The organism is Prochlorococcus marinus str. MIT 0912 (assembly GCF_027359595.1).
In the GTDB taxonomy this organism is placed as follows: domain Bacteria; phylum Cyanobacteriota; class Cyanobacteriia; order PCC-6307; family Cyanobiaceae; genus Prochlorococcus_B; species Prochlorococcus_B marinus_C.
On sequence record NZ_CP114783.1, the window covers coordinates 856,482 to 876,801 of the forward strand.

Here is a 20,320-nt window from a genome sequence, read left to right on the forward strand (position 1 = left end):
TTTTTCCAAGTTTTTAAATCATTTCCTCAACTACTCAACATTAAAAAGCCATGCCTATAGGTACTCCAAGCGTTCCTTACCGTCTTCCAGGAAGTCAATTTGAAAGATGGGTTGATATATATACAAGACTTGGTGCTGAGAGAATTCTATTTCTTGGTCAAGAAGTGAACGACGGCATAGCAAATAGCCTTGTAGCTCAAATGCTTTATCTTGATTCTGAAGACAGTAGCAAGCCAATTTATTTGTACATCAATAGTCCCGGAGGCTCCGTAACCGCGGGTTTAGCCATCTATGACACGATGAAATATGTAAAAAGTGATGTTGTAACCATTTGTGTTGGGTTGGCGGCCTCAATGGGTGCCTTCTTACTCTCTGCAGGAACAAAAGGCAAAAGGCTTGCTCTTCCGCATAGCAGAATAATGATTCATCAACCACTTGGCGGTACGGCTCAAAGACAAGCGAGTGATATTGAAATTGAAGCACGTGAAATTCTTAGAATAAAAGAAATGCTCAATAAATCGATGGCAGAGATGACAGGTCAAACATATGAAAAGATAGAAAAAGATACTGATCGCGATTACTTTCTAAGCGCGGAAGAAGCAAAAAATTATGGCCTAATCGACAGGGTGATAACCCATCCAAGTGAAAGTTAAGTTAAAAGCATGTTGCTCTTAATTAATTAAATTGTCTTGATAGACAAAAAAATATATCAATGGAAGTGGTTTCAATAGCACTCTATTTCGTAAGCTCAGCCTTAATACAGTTCTGAAATACCCACTCACATGGCAAAACTTTTTTACGACTCGGATGCAGACCTAGGTCTTCTTCAAGATAAAACCGTTGCAATTATTGGCTATGGATCTCAAGGCCACGCGCATGCATTAAATTTAAAAGATAGTGGTATCAAAGTTGTTGTTGGGCTTTATGAAGGAAGTCGCTCAGCCAGCAAAGCAACTTCTGATGGTTTAGAAGTTTTAAGCGTCGCGGAGGCTTCTGAAAGAGCAGATTGGATAATGATACTTTTGCCTGATGAGTTTCAAAAAGATGTTTATTCCAAAGAGATAGCACCTCATTTAAAACCTGGGAAAATACTTAGTTTTGCTCATGGGTTCAATATTCGCTTTGAATTAATTAAACCGCCTGAATTCGTCGATGTAGTAATGATTGCCCCGAAAGGACCAGGTCACACTGTTAGATGGGAGTATCAAAATGGTCAAGGGGTTCCAGCTTTATTTGCTATTGAGCAAGATGCCTCAGGCAATGCAAGATCACTTGCGATGGCATATGCCAAAGGTATTGGCGGAACACGCGCTGGGATCCTAGAAACTAATTTCAAGGAGGAAACCGAAACTGATCTTTTTGGGGAACAAGCGGTTTTATGTGGAGGCCTATCAGAGTTAGTCAAAGCTGGTTTTGAAACTCTTGTTGAAGCAGGTTATCAACCTGAATTGGCCTACTTCGAATGCTTGCATGAAGTCAAACTAATAGTTGACCTCATGGTGAAAGGAGGTCTAACTGCAATGAGGGACTCAATTTCAAATACAGCTGAATATGGAGATTACGTAAGCGGTCCAAGGTTAATAACCAAAGAGACAAAAGAAGAAATGAAAAACATTCTTGCAGATATTCAAGATGGTACTTTTGCTAAAAACTTTGTAAAAGAATGCGAAGCAGGGAAACCTGAGATGAAGAAAATTCGCCAAAAAGATTCAGAACTTCCCATTGAAAAAGTAGGTAAAACACTTCGCTCGATGTTTAGCTGGCTTAAATCAGATTAAAAATCATTTACTTAATCTTTGTTGCAGCTCTTCTTGACTTTTTAATAGGAGATCCAAAAAACTTGCCACACCCAGTCCAATCTATGGGTGTGGTTATTAGTTTTCTGAAAGGATTAGCTGAGAAGATTGGGAAAGAAAATAAATCTAGATTATTTATTGGAGGCTTAATAATTACATTTATAGTCGTATCATTAAGTGGTATATCTGGATGGATTATAGAAAGATTATTTTTATTTTTTGAAATAAAAAATCCTATTTTAAGTACATTATTTTTTTGTTTCATTTTAAGTAGTTCACTGGCGACAAGAAGTCTGAACAAAAGTATTTTAGAAATTCTAAATTCAATAAGAAAAGAAAATTATAGAGATAATCTAAATAATATCAGACAAAAATTAAGTCTTATAGTTGGTAGAGATGTTGAGAATTTAGATACTAATGAGATTCTTAGAGCTTCAGCAGAAACCGCAAGTGAAAATTCTGTAGATGGTATTTTTGCTCCATTATTTTGGATGTTTATAGGAACTATTTTCTGGGAATTCAATCAATCTATGCCTGGGCCATTGGCGATGGCATGGATTTTTAAAGCATCTAGCACTATTGATTCAATGCTTGGATACAAAGAGGGAAAATTAAAGTGGATTGGTTTTACTGGTGCAAAACTGGATGATCTAATGGTATGGATTCCTTCAAGGATTGTATTAATTACCCTTCCTTTTTGCTGTAAAACAAACACGTCCATTTTAAAAACTATAAGTAATTCCTGGAAGGAAGGTATTGTTGATTCTTCACCAAATTCAGGGATTTCTGAAGCAATATTTGCTTATTGTGCTGAAGTAAGAATGGGCGGAGTAAATTATTACAAAGGGGTAAAAGTAATAAAGCCTATAGTTGCAATGTCCTATCCAATAGCAAGTATAGATTCTGTCAAAAGGATACTTAATTTAAGTCTTAGGCTACAAATCGTTTGGATAATAGTTTTTACATTAATAATTAAATTTATTAATTTATAAATCAATAAGCACCTCTATCCATAGGAAAGATCAATACTCCTAATGTAAGAATGATGATTTCCAAATCAAGTATAAAATTTCTATTTCTTGCATAGGCTAAATCTAATTCAATCCTTTTTTTATAACTAAGGTTGTTTCTACCACTAACTTGCCATAAGCCAGTGAGTCCTGGTCTAACAGAAATAACTTCTTCCATGAAAAGACTGTATTTGTTTATTTCATTACTAACGATTGGTCTTGGACCAACAACACTCATTTCTCCTTTTAGAACATTAAAGAATTGTGGTAATTCATCTAAACTAGATCGTCGAAGAAATCTACCAAATTTAGTTATTCTAGGATCTTTACGCAATTTAAAATCTTTTTCAAATTCCTTTCTCATAAGAGGATATTTCTCTAACAAATTTGGTAGTAAATCATCAGCATTTTTATACATAGTACGAAACTTGATGCATCCAAATTCTCTATAGTTTCTTCCTATTCTTTTTTGAATATAAAAGATAGATCCTGGAGAACTTAACTTTACTAATATACCAATAAAAATAAATATTGGAGAGCCTAGAGTTAAAACAATCAAAGAAAAAATAACATCTCCTATCCTTTTTAAAGAGCGTCCATAACGACTTTGATTTCTTATTATTTCTACAGCCAACAAAGAAGAAGGTTCTTTTGAGATAACTTCAAAAGGAATTCTTGGAGAGCCTTTACGGAACTCATACCATCGTATTAAAGATTTTCTTGGATTAGTTTGCACAAATTATTGAGTTAGTAATCTCAAGACTGCAAATTTACACCATACTTAATAAATATTTCTTGATGAAGAACTAAGGTCACTAGTAGCAATGTCACAAGAATTGATATGATCTCTCCAAACTCTATTTATGGTTTTCTCAAATCTATTTTTAAATGAATCTTGAGAAAAAGAATTACTCCAATTTCTAATTGGCTCAGGATTTAAATCTTTCCAAAGTTGTTTTTCTTTAAAAAACTCAATTGCCTCAATCAAAGACTTCACTGTCTGAGAAGGAAACAATAGTCCAGTTGCTTGTTTATCTGAAGAGCAGTGAAAGCATTTTACTGTATCTAAAACCCCTCCCTTAGCAAAAGCAATCACAGGAGCTCCGGAAGCCATTGCTTCAACAGGAGCTATACCAAAATCCTCAATACCAGCATAAACAAACGCTCTACATCTGCTCATTAGATTTTCAATATACTCTTTACTTTGAAAACCAAGAATTTGAACTGTTGGACCTGCAAGGTCTTTTAAATATGCTTTTTCAGCTCCATCCCCAACAATGATCAAAGGTAATTTGAGCCTATTAAAAGCCCTAACGAGTAAATCAACCCTTTTATTAGGAACCAACCTACAGACACTTAAATAGAAATCGTCTCTGGGCTTATTCCATGCAAAACGATTTATATTTACTGGTGGATGTAGGACCTCTGACCGCCTTCTCCAATACTTCCAAATTCTCTTTGCAGTAAAATTAGAATTTGCCAGTAAATAATCAACTCTTGAGCTACTTAATTGATCCCATTGTCTCAAAGCATGCAATTGCCATCTAATTAATGGTCCTAAACCAATTCTTCTTAAAAAAGTTCGTTGCAAATATATATTCATTTGATCCCAAGCGTATCTAACAGGTGTATGCACATAACTAATGTGAAGTTGATCAGGCGAAGTCAAAATACCCTTAGCAACAAGATGACTACTACTTATAACTAATGGATATCCTTCTAGATCGAGCTGCTCAATCGCGAAAGGTAAAAGGGGTAAATATTGTTGAACATGCGAGATCCCGAATGGTAATTTTTGAATAAAACTAGTTTTTACTTTTCTTTTAAACAACCAGCTATTTTTTTGTAAATTCTCTTCATTAACCAAAGAAAAAAGTTCTGGCTTTGATGCGATTTCACTTAGTAAGTCATCAATCACCTCCACAACATTCTCAGCACCTCCTGATGATCTCGGAGTAAACCATTCATGAACTAATGCAATATTGCTTGGAAGATCTAAATATGAATTTACGCTCAAAGTAAAAACCTTAAATCCTAAAATTATTTTTAGTTTATTACAACCTAGATATTATGACAACAGAAAAGCATATCATCAATTATACAGATCAAAATTATTTTTGATTAAGCTCAATAGGTTATCAAATAATCACTCTAAAAAGAAAAGCCTGTTTTGTCTAAAGATGATATTAATGGATCATAAAAATAATGGAATGAGCTACCACTAAAAGAGAGTAAATAAACGAAACCACTTAAAAATCCAAGAAAAACAAAGTATCTAACATAGCCAATTCTTCTTTTTAATTTAGCAAATGAAAAAAGCATAATCAATAAAAAAATCAAGCCTGTTAATTCAGCAAATAGCAATGCTGGTCTATCAACAATCAATTCAAACCCGCTCCCAAAAAGAATATCATTACCTGATATATCATTTTTCAATAAAATAAAGTTGATTATTTCAGAAAAAGAAATGCTGCTAATAAGAAAATAGGATACTGGCTTTGTAAGCCTATTCATTGTTTTGTTAAAACTCAAAAAGAGCCCCATCACAATAACAGATGCAATTATTGGCAGGCCAGGGATTAGCCAAGTCAAATTTAATAACATAGTTTTCAAAGAAGCTTAGTTTTTATATGAAACAGTTAGTTTTTTTATTAGTTCTCGGAGACTAAGTATCAAGGAACCAACTGAATATATAACAATCCTAATAGAAATAGGGATAGGGATAGGGATAGATCTATTCATTACATAAAATCATATAATATTTTTTAGCAAGGAATTGAGAGAAAAACAAGCCATAAATTAATAGTCAAACAAAACTTAATAACGAAAGTAATCAAATATTATTAACTTTGATATAACTCTTTTCTTTTTTTTATATACAAGCCAAATAAATTGGTAATATATAATTTAATTTTAATTATTAGATATTATTATTTTTACAAACTCTTTTGTTAATTAGGATTGTGTAGTATATGAAACTAAAAATTAATAACTTCAAATAGTTTAAAGAATGACTAAATCTCGAAAAGCAGGAATCTAAACAAAAATGGCTTATAATCTAAACATATTCATCTTTTAAATTGAAATGTCAGAGAATGATTCAGATGTCAATAATCAAAATATCTATTCTGAGCTAGATGATGCAAAAACAATTGAATCTAAAAACGATCCAGAACTAAATGATCAAAACCATAGTCTAAGTTCATACCCTAAATGGATAAATAATAAAGGCGAAGAAGTCAAACAAGTTTTTGGTTTCAATGAAAATGCTGAACTTGTTAATGCCAGAGTAGCCATGATTGGTTTTCTGATGCTCATACTCACTGAATTAGCTTTTGGTGGCGAACCAGCAACGCTAAAAATTTTCGGAATTAGCTAGAGATCAAAGGTTTATATTATATTTATTCCATTAGCATGATTCTAAAAGCCATGAATAAAAAAACATTAGTGGGTGTTTCATACGTATCTGCTTGGGTAATTATTTGGGGAACAATTGGTTCACTTATTGATTTTTATTTCCTTCAAAATACATATCTCCCAGGTTCGATAGGGCAATTTTCAACATTTATAATTACAGCTTTTATTTCTTCAATCATTGCTATCTATATGTTTCCAACAATAAATAATAAATTTATTGGTTAATAACGAAAACGTTCAACAACTTGAGAAGGCTCGTCATTAATACTCTTTTGATAAAGTAGCCATTGATTTGTTTCAAGATCATGATCGCAACCCAATCCTTCTAATTCAACAGATTTTAATCGTAATTCATAATGGCATTGCTGATCGGCTTCAAAAGCAGATTTATATCCTGTAAAAAAATATAAATATCCAAAAATTATTGCAACTAAAGATATCAACACAAGAATTATTTTCATAATAGATAATATATTTATATTATTAAAATTATATTACCCTTGATAGTAGATAAAAAAAGCATTTATATTTTTTTCCTTTTTACTTTTTCTAAGGGTATTTCACATTCTGTTAAATCTTGATCATTTAAACGATCCAATATACGAACCATATCAAGCGCAGATAGCTCACCATTGGTTCCCCATTTAAGAGTTGTCTTTCGCTGTTGGGGAATCTTTTTCGACTTCTTCTCCTGACTGCTTTTTTCTAGCATCACTATTAGATTGACTCTAATAAAACATTAAAATATATAGCTTCCATAACATAACTCAAGAAAAAATTCTTAGTCAAACTTTACTTTTTTCCCAAAATAGTAATTTTTTCCTATTTGTCTCAATCGAAGCTAATCATTAATAAAAATTCAATTATTAAGTTTTTAAAGCCACTAGCTACGACCAAAATTGTAAACAAACTCTTGGAATGATGGATTATAAAAGTAAACAAGCACACTAATAACTAATAAGACATTTAAACCAATTACTATTGAACCGATAACTACTCTCTGACGCTTACCAGGGACTTTATATTTCATACCAGCTGGCAGGTTAACTAATACGTCTGGATCATTAGAACTTGATTTTTTAAATTTATTATCCTTGACCTTATTGGTCTTAATTGCCTTATCATTAGTTTTTTTGGAATTAGAGGCTTTGGGGCTCATTTTCTTAGTTAGAAGAATTTCTTTATCTTTATAGTTCTAAGCTTACTTATATAAATCAGATAAGAAGCTATTTTGTTCTAGTTTTTCACATTAATTTGTTTACCAAGTAACAATGCCAACATTATTGATCAATTTATTGATTATATTTAGCAATATTTCTTGATAGAATCAAGAATACTTTTAGCATCCTTTCTTTTTAAATTAAAGTTCGTAGCCATTATTAAATTTGCCTCTAAACCAAGTAATCTAGTTTGACAAGAAAACTTTTTATTTCTTGCAGCTTTTTTCTGATAATTATTAATCTTAAATAATGCTGGAATACAATTTTTCATATCTTTATAACAACTCCTTACCAACATATCAATTAACAAATACTCTCTTGATTCATATGCCATCACTGGGTTTAAAAGACTTAGCAAATATATAAAAACAAACAATTTTATTTTGATTTTATCAAAGGGATAACCAGTCAAAACATAATCTCCATTAAAAAAGTTAATAGCTTTTTAAATATGACAAACAATTCTTTAGTACAAAAAAAGGGACTCATTTTTAAAGAGTCCCTCAAGAGGAAGAGGTAAGTAACAAGAACAGCTTTTAAAAGACTTATCCCTGAACACGGTCCTTAAACAACTTCCCAGCTGTAAAGGCAGGTACTCTTTTAGCAGGGATCGCTATTTTTTCTCCAGTTTTAGGGTTTAATCCTTGACGAGCGGAGCGATCGCGAGGTTCAAAAGAGCCAAAACCCAGAATGGAGACTTTCTTACCCTCCACTACAGAATCAATAATTGTATCTATGGCGGCATCAACTACCAGAGAGACGTCGGTTTTAGTTAGCTCTGTACGAGCAGCAACTAGGTTGACTAAATCTGCTTTGTTCATTGGAAAGATTGTATGTAGTAGCAGGGAGTAAGAGGAGGGAAACCAATAGGTAATTAGTCTCCAAAAAACTCAATCTTGCTAATCGTATGAACCAAATCACTTGCCTGCAACCCAAAGAGCTTGTGACAGTAAGCTTTCTAAAAAATATATACGCATTATTTGTCGATTGAACAATATCTAAAAAACTTAAACTAAACAGTTCAAAAGAAATTTCAAGTTTTCCATTTTCCCCAAGAAGCTTGTCAGGACAGGGATTCTGGAAAGTTTGACTTCTCAGGTTTTTCATCAAGAAAAGGTCTGAAGTTTGAAATTAATTATTTTTTCTAGCAAAAATCAAATATTTAATTAAATTCTTATGAATTAACAAAGGTCTGCAGAACAGCACATTTATTGGTATTACAAAATAATTTCACACTAAAAAAGGGAAGGAATAAATGAAAAATCAGATTTTGTTAGCTCTAGGACTATGAATATGACTAGAAAATTTTTTTGGAGCTGAAATCCTTAAAGAGCTCTAAAATTTTTCTTGATTATTTTTCCTAATCTTTAAAGACTGAAATTTTAATTGGAATAGAATGTATTTGAACTTCAGTCAAACCCCAAATCGCAAAAAAAAACCAAATTCTCGCGTGAAAACAATTTAATTTATGAAAAAAGCACTATATCCTTAATAACAGCTTCCTTTTAAAATTGAATTTGTTTTTTCATAACTTGTTAAAACAAACTATACCCCTAACTTGTATGAAAAGTTACTTGATTATTTTTATGAAGGATAAACACAATTGGGAAAAATAAAAGTTGGTTCAGCATGGCCTTTGGGTAGCTCAGTTACACCTAATGGTGTTAATTTCTCTATCGCAGCACCACATGCTACAAACGTAGAGTTACTAATCTTCCAAAATGAAGATGATGACTGTGCAAAAGAAACAATATCCTTAGACCAGAAAAACAGGTCAGGAGATTATTGGCACGTTGAACTTGATGGGCTAACTGAAGGCTCTTTATATGGATATAGAATATCCATTGACGAGCACTCATCTCCTCAAGAACATCTCGTTTTAGATCCGTGTGCTAGAGCAATAAGTGGGTGGGTAAATTACATAAGGAATAAAGAAGAACAAGGAAATAAAGGTTATAGTAATTGCCTAAAGGGAGTAGTAACTAAAAGAGATTATTTTGATTTTAAAGCTCATCCAAGACCTAAGCATTCATGGAATAAAACAATTATTTATGAATTACATGTTGGTGGATTCACTAAAAATATTAATTCAAATATTAGCGAAGGTAAGGAAGGGACTTTTATCGGATTAATTGAAAAGATACCTTATCTTAAAAGTTTAGGTATTACTTCTATTGAACTACTTCCAGTATTTGCTTTTGATGCTAATGATGCACCTGAAGGACTGGTTAATTATTGGGGTTATAGCCCTATCAATTGGTTCACACCACATCAAGATTTTGTAGATAGTTGTGATCCATTAGAAGCAAGAAAGCAATTCAAACAGTTGGTAGAAGTTTGCCATGATAATGGGCTAGAAGTATTAATAGATGTTGTTTATAATCACACAACCGAAGGGAATCAAAATGGTCCAAATATAAGTTGGAAATGTTTTGGCCCCAAAACCTACTACCATCAAGATGAGAATGAAAATTATCAAGATGTGAGTGGATGTGGAAATAGTATTGCCGCTAATCGTCCTTTAGTTAGAAAATTAATATTAGAATCATTGCGATGTTGGGCAATTGAATTAGGTGTTGACGGATTTCGTTTTGACTTAGGTATTGCTTTGAGTAGAGGTGAAAATTTAATTCCTTTAGATTCCCCACCCCTATTCGAAGAGATCGAAGCAGATCCTAAATTAAGTGATGTGAAATTAATTAGTGAGCCTTGGGATTGCGGAGGGCTTTACAAACTCGGTGATTTCCCAGCAAGAAAATTCAGAACATGGAATGGGCACTTCAGAGATGATATTAGACGTTTTTGGAAGGGAGAAAAAAGCACAATATGGCCACTTAAAGATAGATTAATAGGAAATAAAGCACTATATCATGATAATAATTTAGCGAATATATTTAGTATTAATTTCATCACTTCTCACGATGGATTCACATTAAAAGATCTAGTAAGTTTTAACAAAAAACATAATTTTGCAAATGGTGAACATAATCGAGATGGGGAGAACAACAACAATAGTTTTAATTATGGAGTTGAAGGACCAACTACTAATAAAGCAATAAATAATTTAAGGCAAAGACAACAAAGAAATCTTCTTGCAACACTCCTTTTATCCCCGGGAGTCCCAATGCTTTTAATGGGAGATGAAGTAGGCAGAAGCCAGGGAGGTAATAACAACACATGGTGTCAAGATAACCCACTTGGTTGGATGGATTGGAATCAAAAGAATTGGGATCATGACTTAAAAGAATTTGTTTTGAAGCTCATATCTCTAAGGAAACACCTACCTGAGTTTTTTAGTCCAGATATTATTTGTGATTATCAAAAAGATAATACAAAGGTCAAAAATTCAGATTATTGGGTTCAGTGGCATGGCGTTAAAGTTAATAAACCTGACTGGGGTGACTGGTCACATACTCTTGGATTTAGCATTAACAAAAACAATGAAGGCTCATCGATCTGGCTTGGCTTTAATGCTTACAAAGAATCAATGCTTTTTGACTTACCAACACCAATTTCCCCTTGGAAAAAATATATTGATACCTCTATTTTGAAGACTAAAAATGTCTCCAAAAAACCTTTAGCAAATCAATCAAATGTACTTGTTGAAAGTAACAGTCTTGTACTTATGGTTGCCAGCGAGTATTCAAAAAAAATTAAGCTATGAGGAACAAAATAAAGCGGGCGGCGGGAATCGAACCCGCATCATCAGCTTGGAAGGCTGAGGTTTTACCACTAAACTACGCCCGCGCTAGAACTAAAGATCTACTACCTAATGGAGTAAATGTTAAGTTAGCTTCTTCCATTATTACCTTGCGAGTCCCATTATCCAAAAAAGAGTGAATAATTCCACATCGATTTACGAAGGAAATAATCGCACAAGACTAATGATCTCCTACGCAATGGGGGATGCTGGAACGGGATTAGCCGCAATACAATTAGGAACTTATCTATTTTTATTTTTCACTTGTGCTGCAGGAATCCCTGCATTTATTGCAGGCTCGCTACTCATGGTTTCAAAACTTTGGGATGCAATAAATGATCCGCTAATCGGATGGATGAGTGATCACACGAGATCAAGATGGGGGCCAAGACTTCCTTGGATGATTGGAGGTGCTGTTCCTCTAGGTTTATTCCTTGCCGCGATGTGGTGGATCCCCCCAGGGGGAGTAGATGCAAAAACGACCTATTACGTATTTGCAGCAATTTTCTTGATGACAGCCTATACAGCCGTAAATCTACCCTTTGCAGCATTATCTACGGAGCTCACTCAAGATATAGCTATTCGGACAAGACTAAATGCGGCAAGATTTACTGGGTCTATTTTGGCTGGAACGACTGGTTTAATAGTAGCTGCGGGCTTCTTATCGCAAGGAGTGGAAGGTTATACATCAATGGGGAGAGTAACAGGAATTATTGCTACTTTTACAACGTTAATTGCTTGCTGGGGACTCGCCCCATTTGCAAAAAAAGCTAGAAAGCCAACTTCTCAAACTGAACCTTTTAATCAACAACTAAAAAGGGTTTTAAGTAATAAGCTTTTCACTCGAATTATCGCTCTTTATTTGCTTCTTTGGTGCGGGCTACAGTTGATGCAAACCGTTTCATTAATCTATCTTGAACAAGTAATGCTTGTTCCAATAGAAATTTCGAAATGGATCCCTATACCCTTTCAAATTAGTACTCTATTAGGTCTACAATTTTGGAGCCTTTACTCCAACAGATATGGAAGAGTATCTGCACTTTTCAAAGGAGGCAAAATATGGATATTAGCTTGTCTTTTAGTTATGATTTTACCTCCTATATCTAAAGGAGTGAGTATCAATAATTTATTATTATTTGGCAATATTGAAGGGATAAAGATGCTAATTCTTTTATTAGTAATTGTTTTAGTAGGTTTCGGAGCTTCGACAGCGTATCTTATACCTTGGTCTTTACTTCCTGATGCTATTGATCGAGATCCCGAAAAGCCCTCAGGAGTATATACAGCCTGGATGGTTTTTATTCAGAAAATCGGTATTGGTTTAAGCGTCCAATTCTTAGGGGTTCTTTTATCTTTATCAGGTTATAAATCATCGACTAATTGTCTATCAAGTTTTGAAGACTTAGATCAACCTCTAACAGCAATTATTACCATTAGATTATGCATGGGGTTAATACCTTCTTTTCTTGTAATTGCTGGATTAATAACTATGAAACCCTGGCGAAATTTAGATTTCGAATCTAAACGAGTAATACAATGAACTACTCACCTCGTTGGCTCAGAAGATTTTTTAGCAGCATGTTAATTGGAGGGCAAGCAATTGCATCCATATCCAAGGGGAACATAAATAAATCAGATTTAATAGATCAATTAATGGAAGCAGGGCCAGGTAGCTTCCTTATTGTTTTAATTACAGGTATTGCAGCAGGAACTGTTTTCAACATTCAAGTTGCCGCAGAATTGAGTAAACAAGGATTAGGTTCTGCAGTTGGAGGACTTTTAGCAATTGGCATGGCTAGAGAGATAGCACCTTTACTTACGGCAACTCTTCTCACTGGAAAAGTTGCAACTGCTTATGCAGCTCAAATAGGGACAATGAAAGTTACAGAGCAAATTGATGCTATTACGATGCTACAAACAGATCCAGTTCAATATCTAGTTGTTCCAAGGCTATGCGCGATGGTCGTAATGGCGCCAATTCAATGCTTACTATTTTTTTCTATAGCTTTATTTAGCGGTCAATTTAGCAGCACAATTCTTTATCAAATACCACCAAGCATATTTTGGAATTCGGTAAGAGAATGGCTGATAACATCTGATCTTCCATTTATGATCGTTAAAGCTTTGGTGTTTGGTTTCTTAATCGCAATCATTGCTTGTGGATGGGGATTAACTACAAGAGGCGGGCCAAAAGAAGTAGGTTCAAGTACTACTGGAGCAGTAGTAATGACTCTAATAACCGTTTCTTTAGTAGATGTTTTGCTCACCCAAGTTCTTTTTGGCTAAAAACTATGACTTCTGAAAATTTTCTTGATAAAGATAGTGTGATTTTATCGCCTTCTTATCGTTTACCCATAATCATAATATTTTTGGGTTTATTATTATTAATAACACCATTTCAACCCTGGCCATCGATTGTAATTAGCAGTTTTGGCTTTTTCCTATTACTACAATCTTTTACCTTAAAACTAAAATTCACTAAGGAAGATTTAATTGTTATGCAACTAGGGAATGAATTAAGAAGGTTTCCTTTTAAGAACTGGATAGCATGGAGAATTATATTACCTAAATTGCCAGGTTTTCTTTATTTTCGAGAAGAAGCAAGCCCACATCTATTACCAATACTTTTTGAGGTCAACTCATTAAAAGAACAGCTAAGATTAAGGGTAAAGGATTTAGAAATACAAAAAGAAGTAGAATCATCGAAATCTAAAACTTAATTGAAGTTTTTGAAAAATGGAATCCGAAGAAAATCTATCTGGAGAAAAGCAAAATTCCAAACAGAATATTTCTGTAGAAAATTCGTCTTCATCGAAAGATACACGGCAAGAACAGCACGAAAAGCAAGCTAAATCACAAAGTTTTATTAGTCCTGACAACAATCAAAAAAGCCCTAAAACGCAGTCTTTAATCGACCTTGCTCTTAAAGATCTTCAGCTTTCACGAGAGCAATTAGAAAAAGAAATAGAAGAGCTTTCTAAAAAGAAAATACAAATTGATAATCAACTTAAAAGTTCATTTACAGGTCAATCTGATGCAATCGCTAGAAAAGTCAAAGGTTTTCAAGAATATTTAACTGGTGCCTTGCAAGACCTAGCTCAGGCAGCCGAGCAACTTGAACTTGTTGTACCACCAGTAGTAGTGACGCCTTCACCACTTGATGAAAATAAAAAAATTGAGCCTTCTAAAGAACAAGAAGTTATCCCTGCTGTTTCTGATACTTTCAAACCTGACGAGAGTTTAATCAGAAGATGCTTCAATCAATTTCTAGAACAACCAGATTTCTATGCTGAGCCATGGAAACTAAGAAGAAGTCTTGAATCCATTGATGTAGAAATGCTTGAAGATTGGTTCTTCAGCATGGGGGGAAGAGGTGCTCAACCAAGCAGAGGAAGCAGGTCAAAGAATGCTTTAGTTGCAGCAGGAGTTATTGCAATTTTAGGTGAATTATATGGAGAACAATTTCAGACTTTAGTTTTAGCGAGTCAACCAGAGAGGCTTGGAGAATGGAGAAGATGTCTACAAGATTCATTAGGACTTAATCGTGAAGATTTTGGGCCAAATAGCGGGATAGTCCTTTTCGAGAGATCCGATGGACTAATTGAAAGAGCAGATCGACTGGAAGAAAGAGGTGAGTTGCCTTTTATAATTATTGATGCGGCTGAAGTTAATGTAGAAATTCCAATTCTTCAGTTTCCTATTTGGCTAGCTTTTGCAGGGACTCCAAATGAAATTTACGAAGAAGATGGATTAATATAAAAATTCCTATTTAAATTATTTTGAATCTGTTAATTCTATTTTTAGGATATTTTTTTGGATCTTTTCCTAGTGGTTATCTAGCTGGAAGACTTGCTAAAGGAATTGATATCCGTTCATTAGGTTCAGGGTCGACAGGAGCAACAAATGTATTAAGACATATTGGAAAGCGCGCTGCAATTATAGTCTTTTTACTAGATGTTTTCAAAGGAGTTCTAGCTATTTTATTAGCAAAATATTTCCAATTAAATGATTCATGGCAAGTAGCAATAGGTCTATCAACTTTAATTGGTCACATTTGGCCTGTCTGGCTTAATTGGAAAGGTGGTAAAGCTGTAGCGACAGGGTTGGGAATATTTCTTGGCATTTCATGGCAAGTTGGACTTAGCACACTAGGCATATTTATCATAATGATCACATTATTTAGAATAGTATCACTCGCAAGTGTTAGCGCTGCATTGGCTCTACCTTTAATAATGTTTATAAGCTTTCAAAATTCAAATTTTTCTTTACCATTTTTAGTTGTTTCAATATTAGCTATGACTTTAGTAATTTGGAGGCATAGAGAGAATATAGTCAGACTAATCAAAGGTAAAGAGCCAAGAATTGGACAGCCCTGAGAAATTAAATAATAACTTTATCGCAAAAGCTTTTAAACATATTGGCAGGATCATTTGATTGAGTAATTGCTCTTCCGATAACCAACTTTGATGCTCCCATCTTAATAGCTTCGGATGCATCGGAAATTCTTGATTGATCGTTAATATCTGAACCTAATGAACGTATTCCAGGAGTTACCAACTCAAAAGTCTCTGGATAAACTTTACGAAGGGATTGAACCTCTTTAGGGCTGCAGACACATCCTCCTAAACCAGACTTCGAAGCAATTTCTGCTAGGTGAGCAACGCGTTTATCTATTGATTCATTAATCAATAGATCGCTCGCAAAACTCTCACTAGTCCAACTAGTCAAGACTGTAATTCCCAACAGTTTTGGCGGCCTTAAATTAACTTTAGCGGCTCCTTCATGTGCTGCTTCATTTGCCATCTTAAGAGCCTTTATGCCTGCGCAAGTGTGTAAAGAAATAAATTCAGCACCAGTTTGTGATGCTACATAACATGCTCTAGCAACTGTAGTAGGAATATCATGAAATTTAAGATCTAAAAATATTTTTTTTCCCTTATCCCTTAATATTGAGACTACATCTGGTCCTTCACTAACAAACAACTCGAGACCAACTTTAACCCAGGTAATTTCAGGTATCTCTTCAATTAGATTCAAAACATTTTTCTTATCCATACCATCTAAGGCAATAATTATTTTTTCGCTGGGATTATCAATATTTTTCATAAAATTTAATCAATTTGAAACTCGAAGAAATTTTTTCTTTCCCACTTGCAATATTTTTCCTATGAGATCATCTCTAGTATTAAACTCTAAATTAGGATCCATAATTTTTTTTCCATCAATTCTTACTCCTCCTCCAAGAATTTTTCGTCTTGCTTCACTGCTACTTGAACACATTTCCATCTTACTAAATAAATAAAATGCTTTAGCTGGAAAGTTTACATTAGCAATTGATGCTTCGGGTATTTCCTCAAGAGAATCTTGAGTACCTAATACTAATTTTTCAGAATTAAATTGAGCTTTTTTTGCTGCTTCAATTCCTTTAAAATTAGATGTTATTTTTAAAGCCATAAATTTTTGAACCTCTCTTGGATTTGAACTTAACTCTTTTAAATTTTCATTGGTTAGTAAATTTAAATAACTAATAACTAAATCATCCGGAACCTTTTCTAATTTGGAATACATAGATAATGAATCTTCATTGATTCCTACAATATTGTCTAAGCTTTTACTCATTTTTTGTGTCCCATCTAAACCAACTAAGATAGGTAATAGCATTCCAAATTGAGGCTTCTGTCCAAAAGCCCTTTGTAGATCTCGTCCCATAGCAATATTAAACTTTTGATCTGTACCTCCAAGTTCTAAATCTGAATTGATTGCGACTGAATCATATCCCTGAAGAAGTGGATAAAGAAATTCATGAAGGGATATAGGAGTACCAGATTTATATCGATTACTAAAATCTTCCTTTGCCAGCATTTGACCAACTGTTGAATTCGACAAAAGTTCTATAACTTTAGACAAATTAAGATTTTCAAGCCATTCACTATTTCTTCTGATTTCTAAGCGACTAGGAGTTGAGAAATCAATCAATGAATCTTTGGGTTCTTTACCTAGACCTAATTGTTCAAGATAATTTAATGAATTTGATTCAACCTCATCTTTTGAAAGCTGAATTCTAGTTTTACTTTTTCCAGTTGGATCTCCAATCCTTGCTGTAAAATCTCCAATTATAAGTACGGCAGTATGTCCAGCATCCTGAAAAGCTCTCAATTTTCTAAAAAGAATACTATGACCTATATGAATATCAGTGCCTGTTGGATCAATTCCAAGTTTTATACGCAAAGGTTTTTTTTCAATAGATGAAAGTTCTAATCTTTTTAAAAAGCTTTGATCTGAATCTCCTGAATTATAATAAGGGAAAAGATCATCTAAACCTCTAGAGATCCAATTAGGTAATTCATTGAATTTATCTAACATAGTTTATATTTTAAAAAGGTTAATAATCATTTATCCAATTCTGATTTCATTCTCACCAATGTTTTATTCATCTGATCAAACATCTGATCCGGAGTAATACCAAATTGACTCAACTGAGTCTTAAGCTGTTCAACTGTCATTTTTGCCTGAAAATCTTCAGACAGTTCAAATCGTTTCATAAAAACTTTGTATCTATCCATTAAATTTTCCATAGTATCAATGAACATAACTTTCCCTTCTCTATCAAACTTCCCATAATCAGATCCTAATCGCATTAGATTCTGATAATCAGTGAAAAGTTTTTTTGCCTCTTCCTGAACAATTTCGGACTCAAAAAAATTCATATACTTAACCCAAGTTGATAGATCAATTGGTCGATTTTGAATTCAACGTCTAACAATAATTGTATCATTGAAATCTTCGTTAAAGTTTAGAGCATTTCTACGTAAAAAAATTTGCTTGGGAAGTGTAAATAGCCACACCACCAAAAAAATATATTTCTTACTCAAGTCACATAAAACTTACTAATGAAGAAAAACACTTTTTATTTGATCTAGACAAGCTAAGCTGAAACTGTTTTAAATCAAAATGATATAAAATACTGGTCATATCATTTTGAAAAAATCAATTGATCATTATATCTTATTTCAATTTTTTTAAAAATGATAAAATTCGAACGGCAACATAATTTATTTAAAAAGAGTGATTTAAATTTTTCCGAGAATATTCCTCTTCAAGATATATTCATTAACCAAAAAATAATTAAGGAATGGCAAGAAAAAATCATTAGTCATCAATCTATCATTTTTAAATACGGCAATAAAAATATAAATCAATATTCACTATTTGAATCTATTTCAGAAGAGTTAAACGAACCTATTAACCCACTTAAGCTTACTCCTTTACCTTTAAGTTTTTGGAGGTGGCCAAAAGCGATGCATGAGGGGCCCGCGGTTTATTTTGTAATGGATAAAATTATTGATTCTGATGAAAATATAATTTTATATATCGGAGAAACAATTTCCGCAGAAAAGAGATGGAAAGGGGAACATGACTGTAAAAATTATCTTTCAAGTTATTCCGATTATCTGCAAAAAGCAAATATATCAACCAATTTAAACATTCGTTTTTGGCTTGATGTTCCAATCAAAACCAAGGAAAGAAGAAAATTAGAACAACAGCTGATACAAACTTGGCTTCCACCATTTAATAAGGAGACAAGGGAAATATGGTCAACGCCATTTACTTCTCAAATCAGTTAGTAAAAGTTGTTATCATAGTTACAAGTATAAAAATGAAATGCAAATTTCGACAGTCTCCAAAGAAATTAACGAATGGTCAGGATCAGTACTTATTGCTGGAATTTTAGAAGGAACGATCAAAAGCCAAATAAATATATTTAAGACAATAATAAAAGATACTTTATTAAGCAAAAAATTTAGTGATTCAAAGTTCGAAGGCAAAAAAAATCAAAAAATATCCATTGAACTCATAGAAGGCAAAATAAAAAAATTAATCTTTGTAGGCTTAGGCAAGGCCGAAACTCTTCGAATTGATGATCTACGTAAGGCAGCTTCAATTGCTACTCGTCAAGTTGCAAGTTACGAGAGAAAGTTAGGAATATTTTTCCCTTGGGATGCATTTGACCCTTCTTTAGGTGCATGTGCAGTTGGCGAAGCAGTTCAATTATCATCTATTAAAGATCTTAGATTCAAATCAGAAACAAAAGATCCTGCTCAAATAAATGAAGTGGAATTGATAGGCTTGGACAACATAACAACTCAGTCAGCAATTGCTGAAATAAATCCAATTTGCGAAGGAGTTAAATTTGCTAGAGAACTTGTTTCAGCCCCTCCCAATTTTCTTACTCCATTTCAAATGGCAAAAGAAGCTGAAAAATTAGCCGCTGAATATAATCTAGATTTAAAAATTCTTGACAAAAAAGAGTGCGAAGCTCAAGGAATGGGAGCTTACTTAGCAGTTGCTAAAGGATCAGATCTAGAGCCAAATTTTATACATTTAAAATATTCTCCAAAAACAGCAAAAAAGAAAATTGTATTAATAGGCAAAGGCTTAACTTTTGACTCTGGTGGATACAACTTAAAAGTAGGTGCCTCTCAAATTGAAAAAATGAAGTACGACATGGGAGGAAGTGCTTCTGTGCTCGGGACAGCAAGAACCATCGCAGAACTAAAACCAAGCAACATCGAGGTTCATTTTATTGTTGCTGCTTGCGAAAATATGATTAACGGTTCTGCATTGCATCCTGGAGATATAATCAAAGCTTCAAATGGAAAAACCATTGAAGTAAACAATACCGATGCAGAGGGAAGATTAACATTGGCTGATGCATTGGTTTATGCATGCAAACTTAAGCCAGACTCCATCGTAGATCTAGCCACTCTTACTGGGGCTTGTGTGATTGCATTAGGAGATGAAATAGCAGGTTTATGGACTGACAATGATCAACTCTCTGAACAATTAACCAAAGCGGCGGGCAAGGCTGGAGAGGGTATCTGGAGAATGCCAATGCAAGAGTCATACAAATCTGGAATTAAATCATCTATTGCTGATCTACAAAACACAGGTCCTAGGCCAGGGGGATCAATTACTGCGGCATTGTTTCTAAAAGAATTTGTTAATCCAAGCATTCCATGGGCTCACATTGACATAGCAGGTACATGTTGGACAGAAAAAGATAGAGATATAAATCCAAAGGGAGCAACTGGTTATGGTGTAAGAACGTTAGTTAATTGGATAAAAGAATTAAGTTTAGAAGCAAATTAAATACTAAGTATATAAACCAAAGATCTA

At 33.6% G+C, this 20,320-nt stretch carries 24 protein-coding genes and 1 tRNA gene; 13 read left to right on the forward strand and 12 right to left on the reverse strand.

All coding sequences use genetic code 11. The features are described 5' to 3' along the window. The first annotated feature begins 50 nt into the window (after positions 1-50). The 3 genes from O5640_RS05225 to cbiB all read left to right on the forward strand — a co-directional run bounded on the left by O5640_RS05225 (position 51) and on the right by cbiB (position 2,788). The gene (locus O5640_RS05225) at positions 51-653 is read left to right on the forward strand and encodes an ATP-dependent Clp protease proteolytic subunit (protein ID WP_269613625.1); all 603 of its coding nucleotides are present in this window, start codon (positions 51-53) and stop codon (positions 651-653) included. Between the two features lie 129 nt (positions 654-782). Continuing rightward, a complete protein-coding gene (ilvC, locus tag O5640_RS05230; protein WP_269613626.1) occupies positions 783-1,778 on the forward strand; it encodes a ketol-acid reductoisomerase in 996 nt (331 codons plus the stop codon). A gap of 14 nt (positions 1,779-1,792) precedes the next feature. Continuing rightward, positions 1,793-2,788 carry an adenosylcobinamide-phosphate synthase CbiB gene (gene cbiB, locus O5640_RS05235; RefSeq protein ID WP_269613802.1) on the forward strand — a complete coding sequence of 332 codons (996 nt, stop codon included), beginning with the start codon at positions 1,793-1,795 and terminating at the stop codon, positions 2,786-2,788. A 1-nt stretch (position 2,789) separates the two neighbouring features. On the opposite strand, the gene O5640_RS05240 is transcribed toward cbiB, so the two are convergent. The 3 genes from O5640_RS05240 to O5640_RS05250 form a co-directional block, all read right to left on the reverse strand. Then, positions 2,790-3,542 carry a sugar transferase gene (locus O5640_RS05240; RefSeq protein ID WP_269613627.1) on the reverse strand — a complete coding sequence of 251 codons (753 nt, stop codon included), beginning with the start codon at positions 3,540-3,542 and terminating at the stop codon, positions 2,790-2,792. A gap of 45 nt (positions 3,543-3,587) precedes the next feature. Next, positions 3,588-4,823, reverse strand: a complete 1,236-nt coding sequence (locus O5640_RS05245) for a glycosyltransferase (protein ID WP_269613629.1) — start codon at positions 4,821-4,823, stop codon at positions 3,588-3,590. A gap of 134 nt (positions 4,824-4,957) precedes the next feature. Continuing rightward, on the reverse strand, positions 4,958-5,410 hold the full coding sequence (locus O5640_RS05250) for an NAD(P)H-quinone oxidoreductase NdhF (protein WP_269613630.1): 453 nt from the start codon (positions 5,408-5,410) through the stop codon (positions 4,958-4,960). A gap of 481 nt (positions 5,411-5,891) precedes the next feature. On the opposite strand from O5640_RS05250, the gene O5640_RS05255 reads away from it, so the two are divergent. Together O5640_RS05255 and O5640_RS05260 are read left to right on the forward strand one after the other, a co-directional pair. Further along, positions 5,892-6,185, forward strand: coding sequence for a high light inducible protein (locus O5640_RS05255; protein WP_269613631.1), 294 nt, complete (start codon positions 5,892-5,894; stop codon positions 6,183-6,185). Positions 6,186-6,235: 50 nt separating this feature from the next. Continuing rightward, positions 6,236-6,448, forward strand: a complete 213-nt coding sequence (locus tag O5640_RS05260; protein ID WP_269613632.1) for a hypothetical protein — start codon at positions 6,236-6,238, stop codon at positions 6,446-6,448. On the opposite strand, the gene O5640_RS05265 is transcribed toward O5640_RS05260, so the two are convergent. The 5 genes from O5640_RS05265 to O5640_RS05285 form a co-directional block, all read right to left on the reverse strand. Beyond that, positions 6,445-6,684 carry a hypothetical protein gene (locus O5640_RS05265; protein WP_269613633.1) on the reverse strand — a complete coding sequence of 80 codons (240 nt, stop codon included), beginning with the start codon at positions 6,682-6,684 and terminating at the stop codon, positions 6,445-6,447. The genes O5640_RS05260 and O5640_RS05265 overlap by 4 nt on opposite strands. A gap of 62 nt (positions 6,685-6,746) precedes the next feature. Further along, complete coding sequence (locus O5640_RS05270; protein WP_269613635.1) at positions 6,747-6,935, reverse strand: hypothetical protein; 189 nt, start codon at positions 6,933-6,935, stop codon at positions 6,747-6,749. Between the two features lie 171 nt (positions 6,936-7,106). After that, on the reverse strand, positions 7,107-7,382 hold the full coding sequence (locus tag O5640_RS05275; protein ID WP_269613636.1) for a hypothetical protein: 276 nt from the start codon (positions 7,380-7,382) through the stop codon (positions 7,107-7,109). Positions 7,383-7,528: 146 nt separating this feature from the next. Then, a complete protein-coding gene (locus O5640_RS05280) occupies positions 7,529-7,855 on the reverse strand; it encodes a hypothetical protein (RefSeq protein WP_269613637.1) in 327 nt (108 codons plus the stop codon). A 133-nt stretch (positions 7,856-7,988) separates the two neighbouring features. Beyond that, positions 7,989-8,264, reverse strand: a complete 276-nt coding sequence (locus O5640_RS05285) for an HU family DNA-binding protein (protein WP_011295240.1) — start codon at positions 8,262-8,264, stop codon at positions 7,989-7,991. Positions 8,265-9,046: 782 nt separating this feature from the next. Between O5640_RS05285 and O5640_RS05290 the strand changes: the two genes are divergently transcribed. After that, positions 9,047-11,107, forward strand: a complete 2,061-nt coding sequence (locus tag O5640_RS05290) for a glycogen debranching protein (protein WP_269613639.1) — start codon at positions 9,047-9,049, stop codon at positions 11,105-11,107. A 12-nt stretch (positions 11,108-11,119) separates the two neighbouring features. On the opposite strand, the gene O5640_RS05295 is transcribed toward O5640_RS05290, so the two are convergent. Further along, positions 11,120-11,190 (reverse strand) — tRNA-Gly (locus O5640_RS05295). A 137-nt stretch (positions 11,191-11,327) separates the two neighbouring features. On the opposite strand from O5640_RS05295, the gene O5640_RS05300 reads away from it, so the two are divergent. The 5 genes from O5640_RS05300 to plsY are packed head-to-tail and all read left to right on the forward strand — an operon-like array spanning position 11,328 to position 15,519. Continuing rightward, complete coding sequence (locus O5640_RS05300; protein ID WP_269613804.1) at positions 11,328-12,683, forward strand: MFS transporter; 1,356 nt, start codon at positions 11,328-11,330, stop codon at positions 12,681-12,683. Next, positions 12,680-13,429: an MlaE family ABC transporter permease gene (locus O5640_RS05305; RefSeq protein WP_269613640.1), complete on the forward strand. Its 750-nt coding sequence runs from the start codon at positions 12,680-12,682 to the stop codon at positions 13,427-13,429. Before O5640_RS05300 ends, O5640_RS05305 begins: the two co-directional genes overlap by 4 nt. Positions 13,430-13,434: 5 nt before the next feature. Further along, positions 13,435-13,863 (forward strand): DUF3119 family protein, encoded by a 429-nt coding sequence (locus O5640_RS05310; RefSeq protein ID WP_269613641.1) that lies wholly within the window; start codon positions 13,435-13,437, stop codon positions 13,861-13,863. A gap of 16 nt (positions 13,864-13,879) precedes the next feature. Beyond that, positions 13,880-14,902, forward strand: a complete 1,023-nt coding sequence (locus tag O5640_RS05315) for a DUF3086 domain-containing protein (RefSeq protein ID WP_269613643.1) — start codon at positions 13,880-13,882, stop codon at positions 14,900-14,902. A 20-nt stretch (positions 14,903-14,922) separates the two neighbouring features. Then, positions 14,923-15,519, forward strand: a complete 597-nt coding sequence (gene plsY / locus O5640_RS05320) for a glycerol-3-phosphate 1-O-acyltransferase PlsY (RefSeq protein WP_269613644.1) — start codon at positions 14,923-14,925, stop codon at positions 15,517-15,519. Between the two features lie 4 nt (positions 15,520-15,523). Here plsY and pyrF read toward each other — a convergent pair whose 3' ends face one another. Genes pyrF through O5640_RS05335 form a run of 3 tightly spaced genes read right to left on the reverse strand, consistent with a single transcriptional unit; the run spans position 15,524 to position 17,850 of the window. Beyond that, positions 15,524-16,249, reverse strand: coding sequence for an orotidine-5'-phosphate decarboxylase (gene pyrF / locus O5640_RS05325; RefSeq protein ID WP_269613646.1), 726 nt, complete (start codon positions 16,247-16,249; stop codon positions 15,524-15,526). A gap of 9 nt (positions 16,250-16,258) precedes the next feature. Continuing rightward, a complete protein-coding gene (tyrS, locus tag O5640_RS05330) occupies positions 16,259-17,506 on the reverse strand; it encodes a tyrosine--tRNA ligase (protein WP_269613648.1) in 1,248 nt (415 codons plus the stop codon). Positions 17,507-17,532: 26 nt separating this feature from the next. Further along, on the reverse strand, positions 17,533-17,850 hold the full coding sequence (locus tag O5640_RS05335) for a DUF1825 family protein (protein WP_269613649.1): 318 nt from the start codon (positions 17,848-17,850) through the stop codon (positions 17,533-17,535). Positions 17,851-18,168: 318 nt separating this feature from the next. Here O5640_RS05335 and O5640_RS05340 point away from each other — a divergent pair, with 318 nt between their 5' ends. Together O5640_RS05340 and O5640_RS05345 are read left to right on the forward strand one after the other, a co-directional pair. Next, positions 18,169-18,768: a GIY-YIG nuclease family protein gene (locus O5640_RS05340; protein WP_269613651.1), complete on the forward strand. Its 600-nt coding sequence runs from the start codon at positions 18,169-18,171 to the stop codon at positions 18,766-18,768. A gap of 37 nt (positions 18,769-18,805) precedes the next feature. Next, positions 18,806-20,293, forward strand: a complete 1,488-nt coding sequence (locus O5640_RS05345; protein ID WP_269613652.1) for a leucyl aminopeptidase — start codon at positions 18,806-18,808, stop codon at positions 20,291-20,293. Positions 20,294-20,320 lie beyond the last annotated feature (27 nt).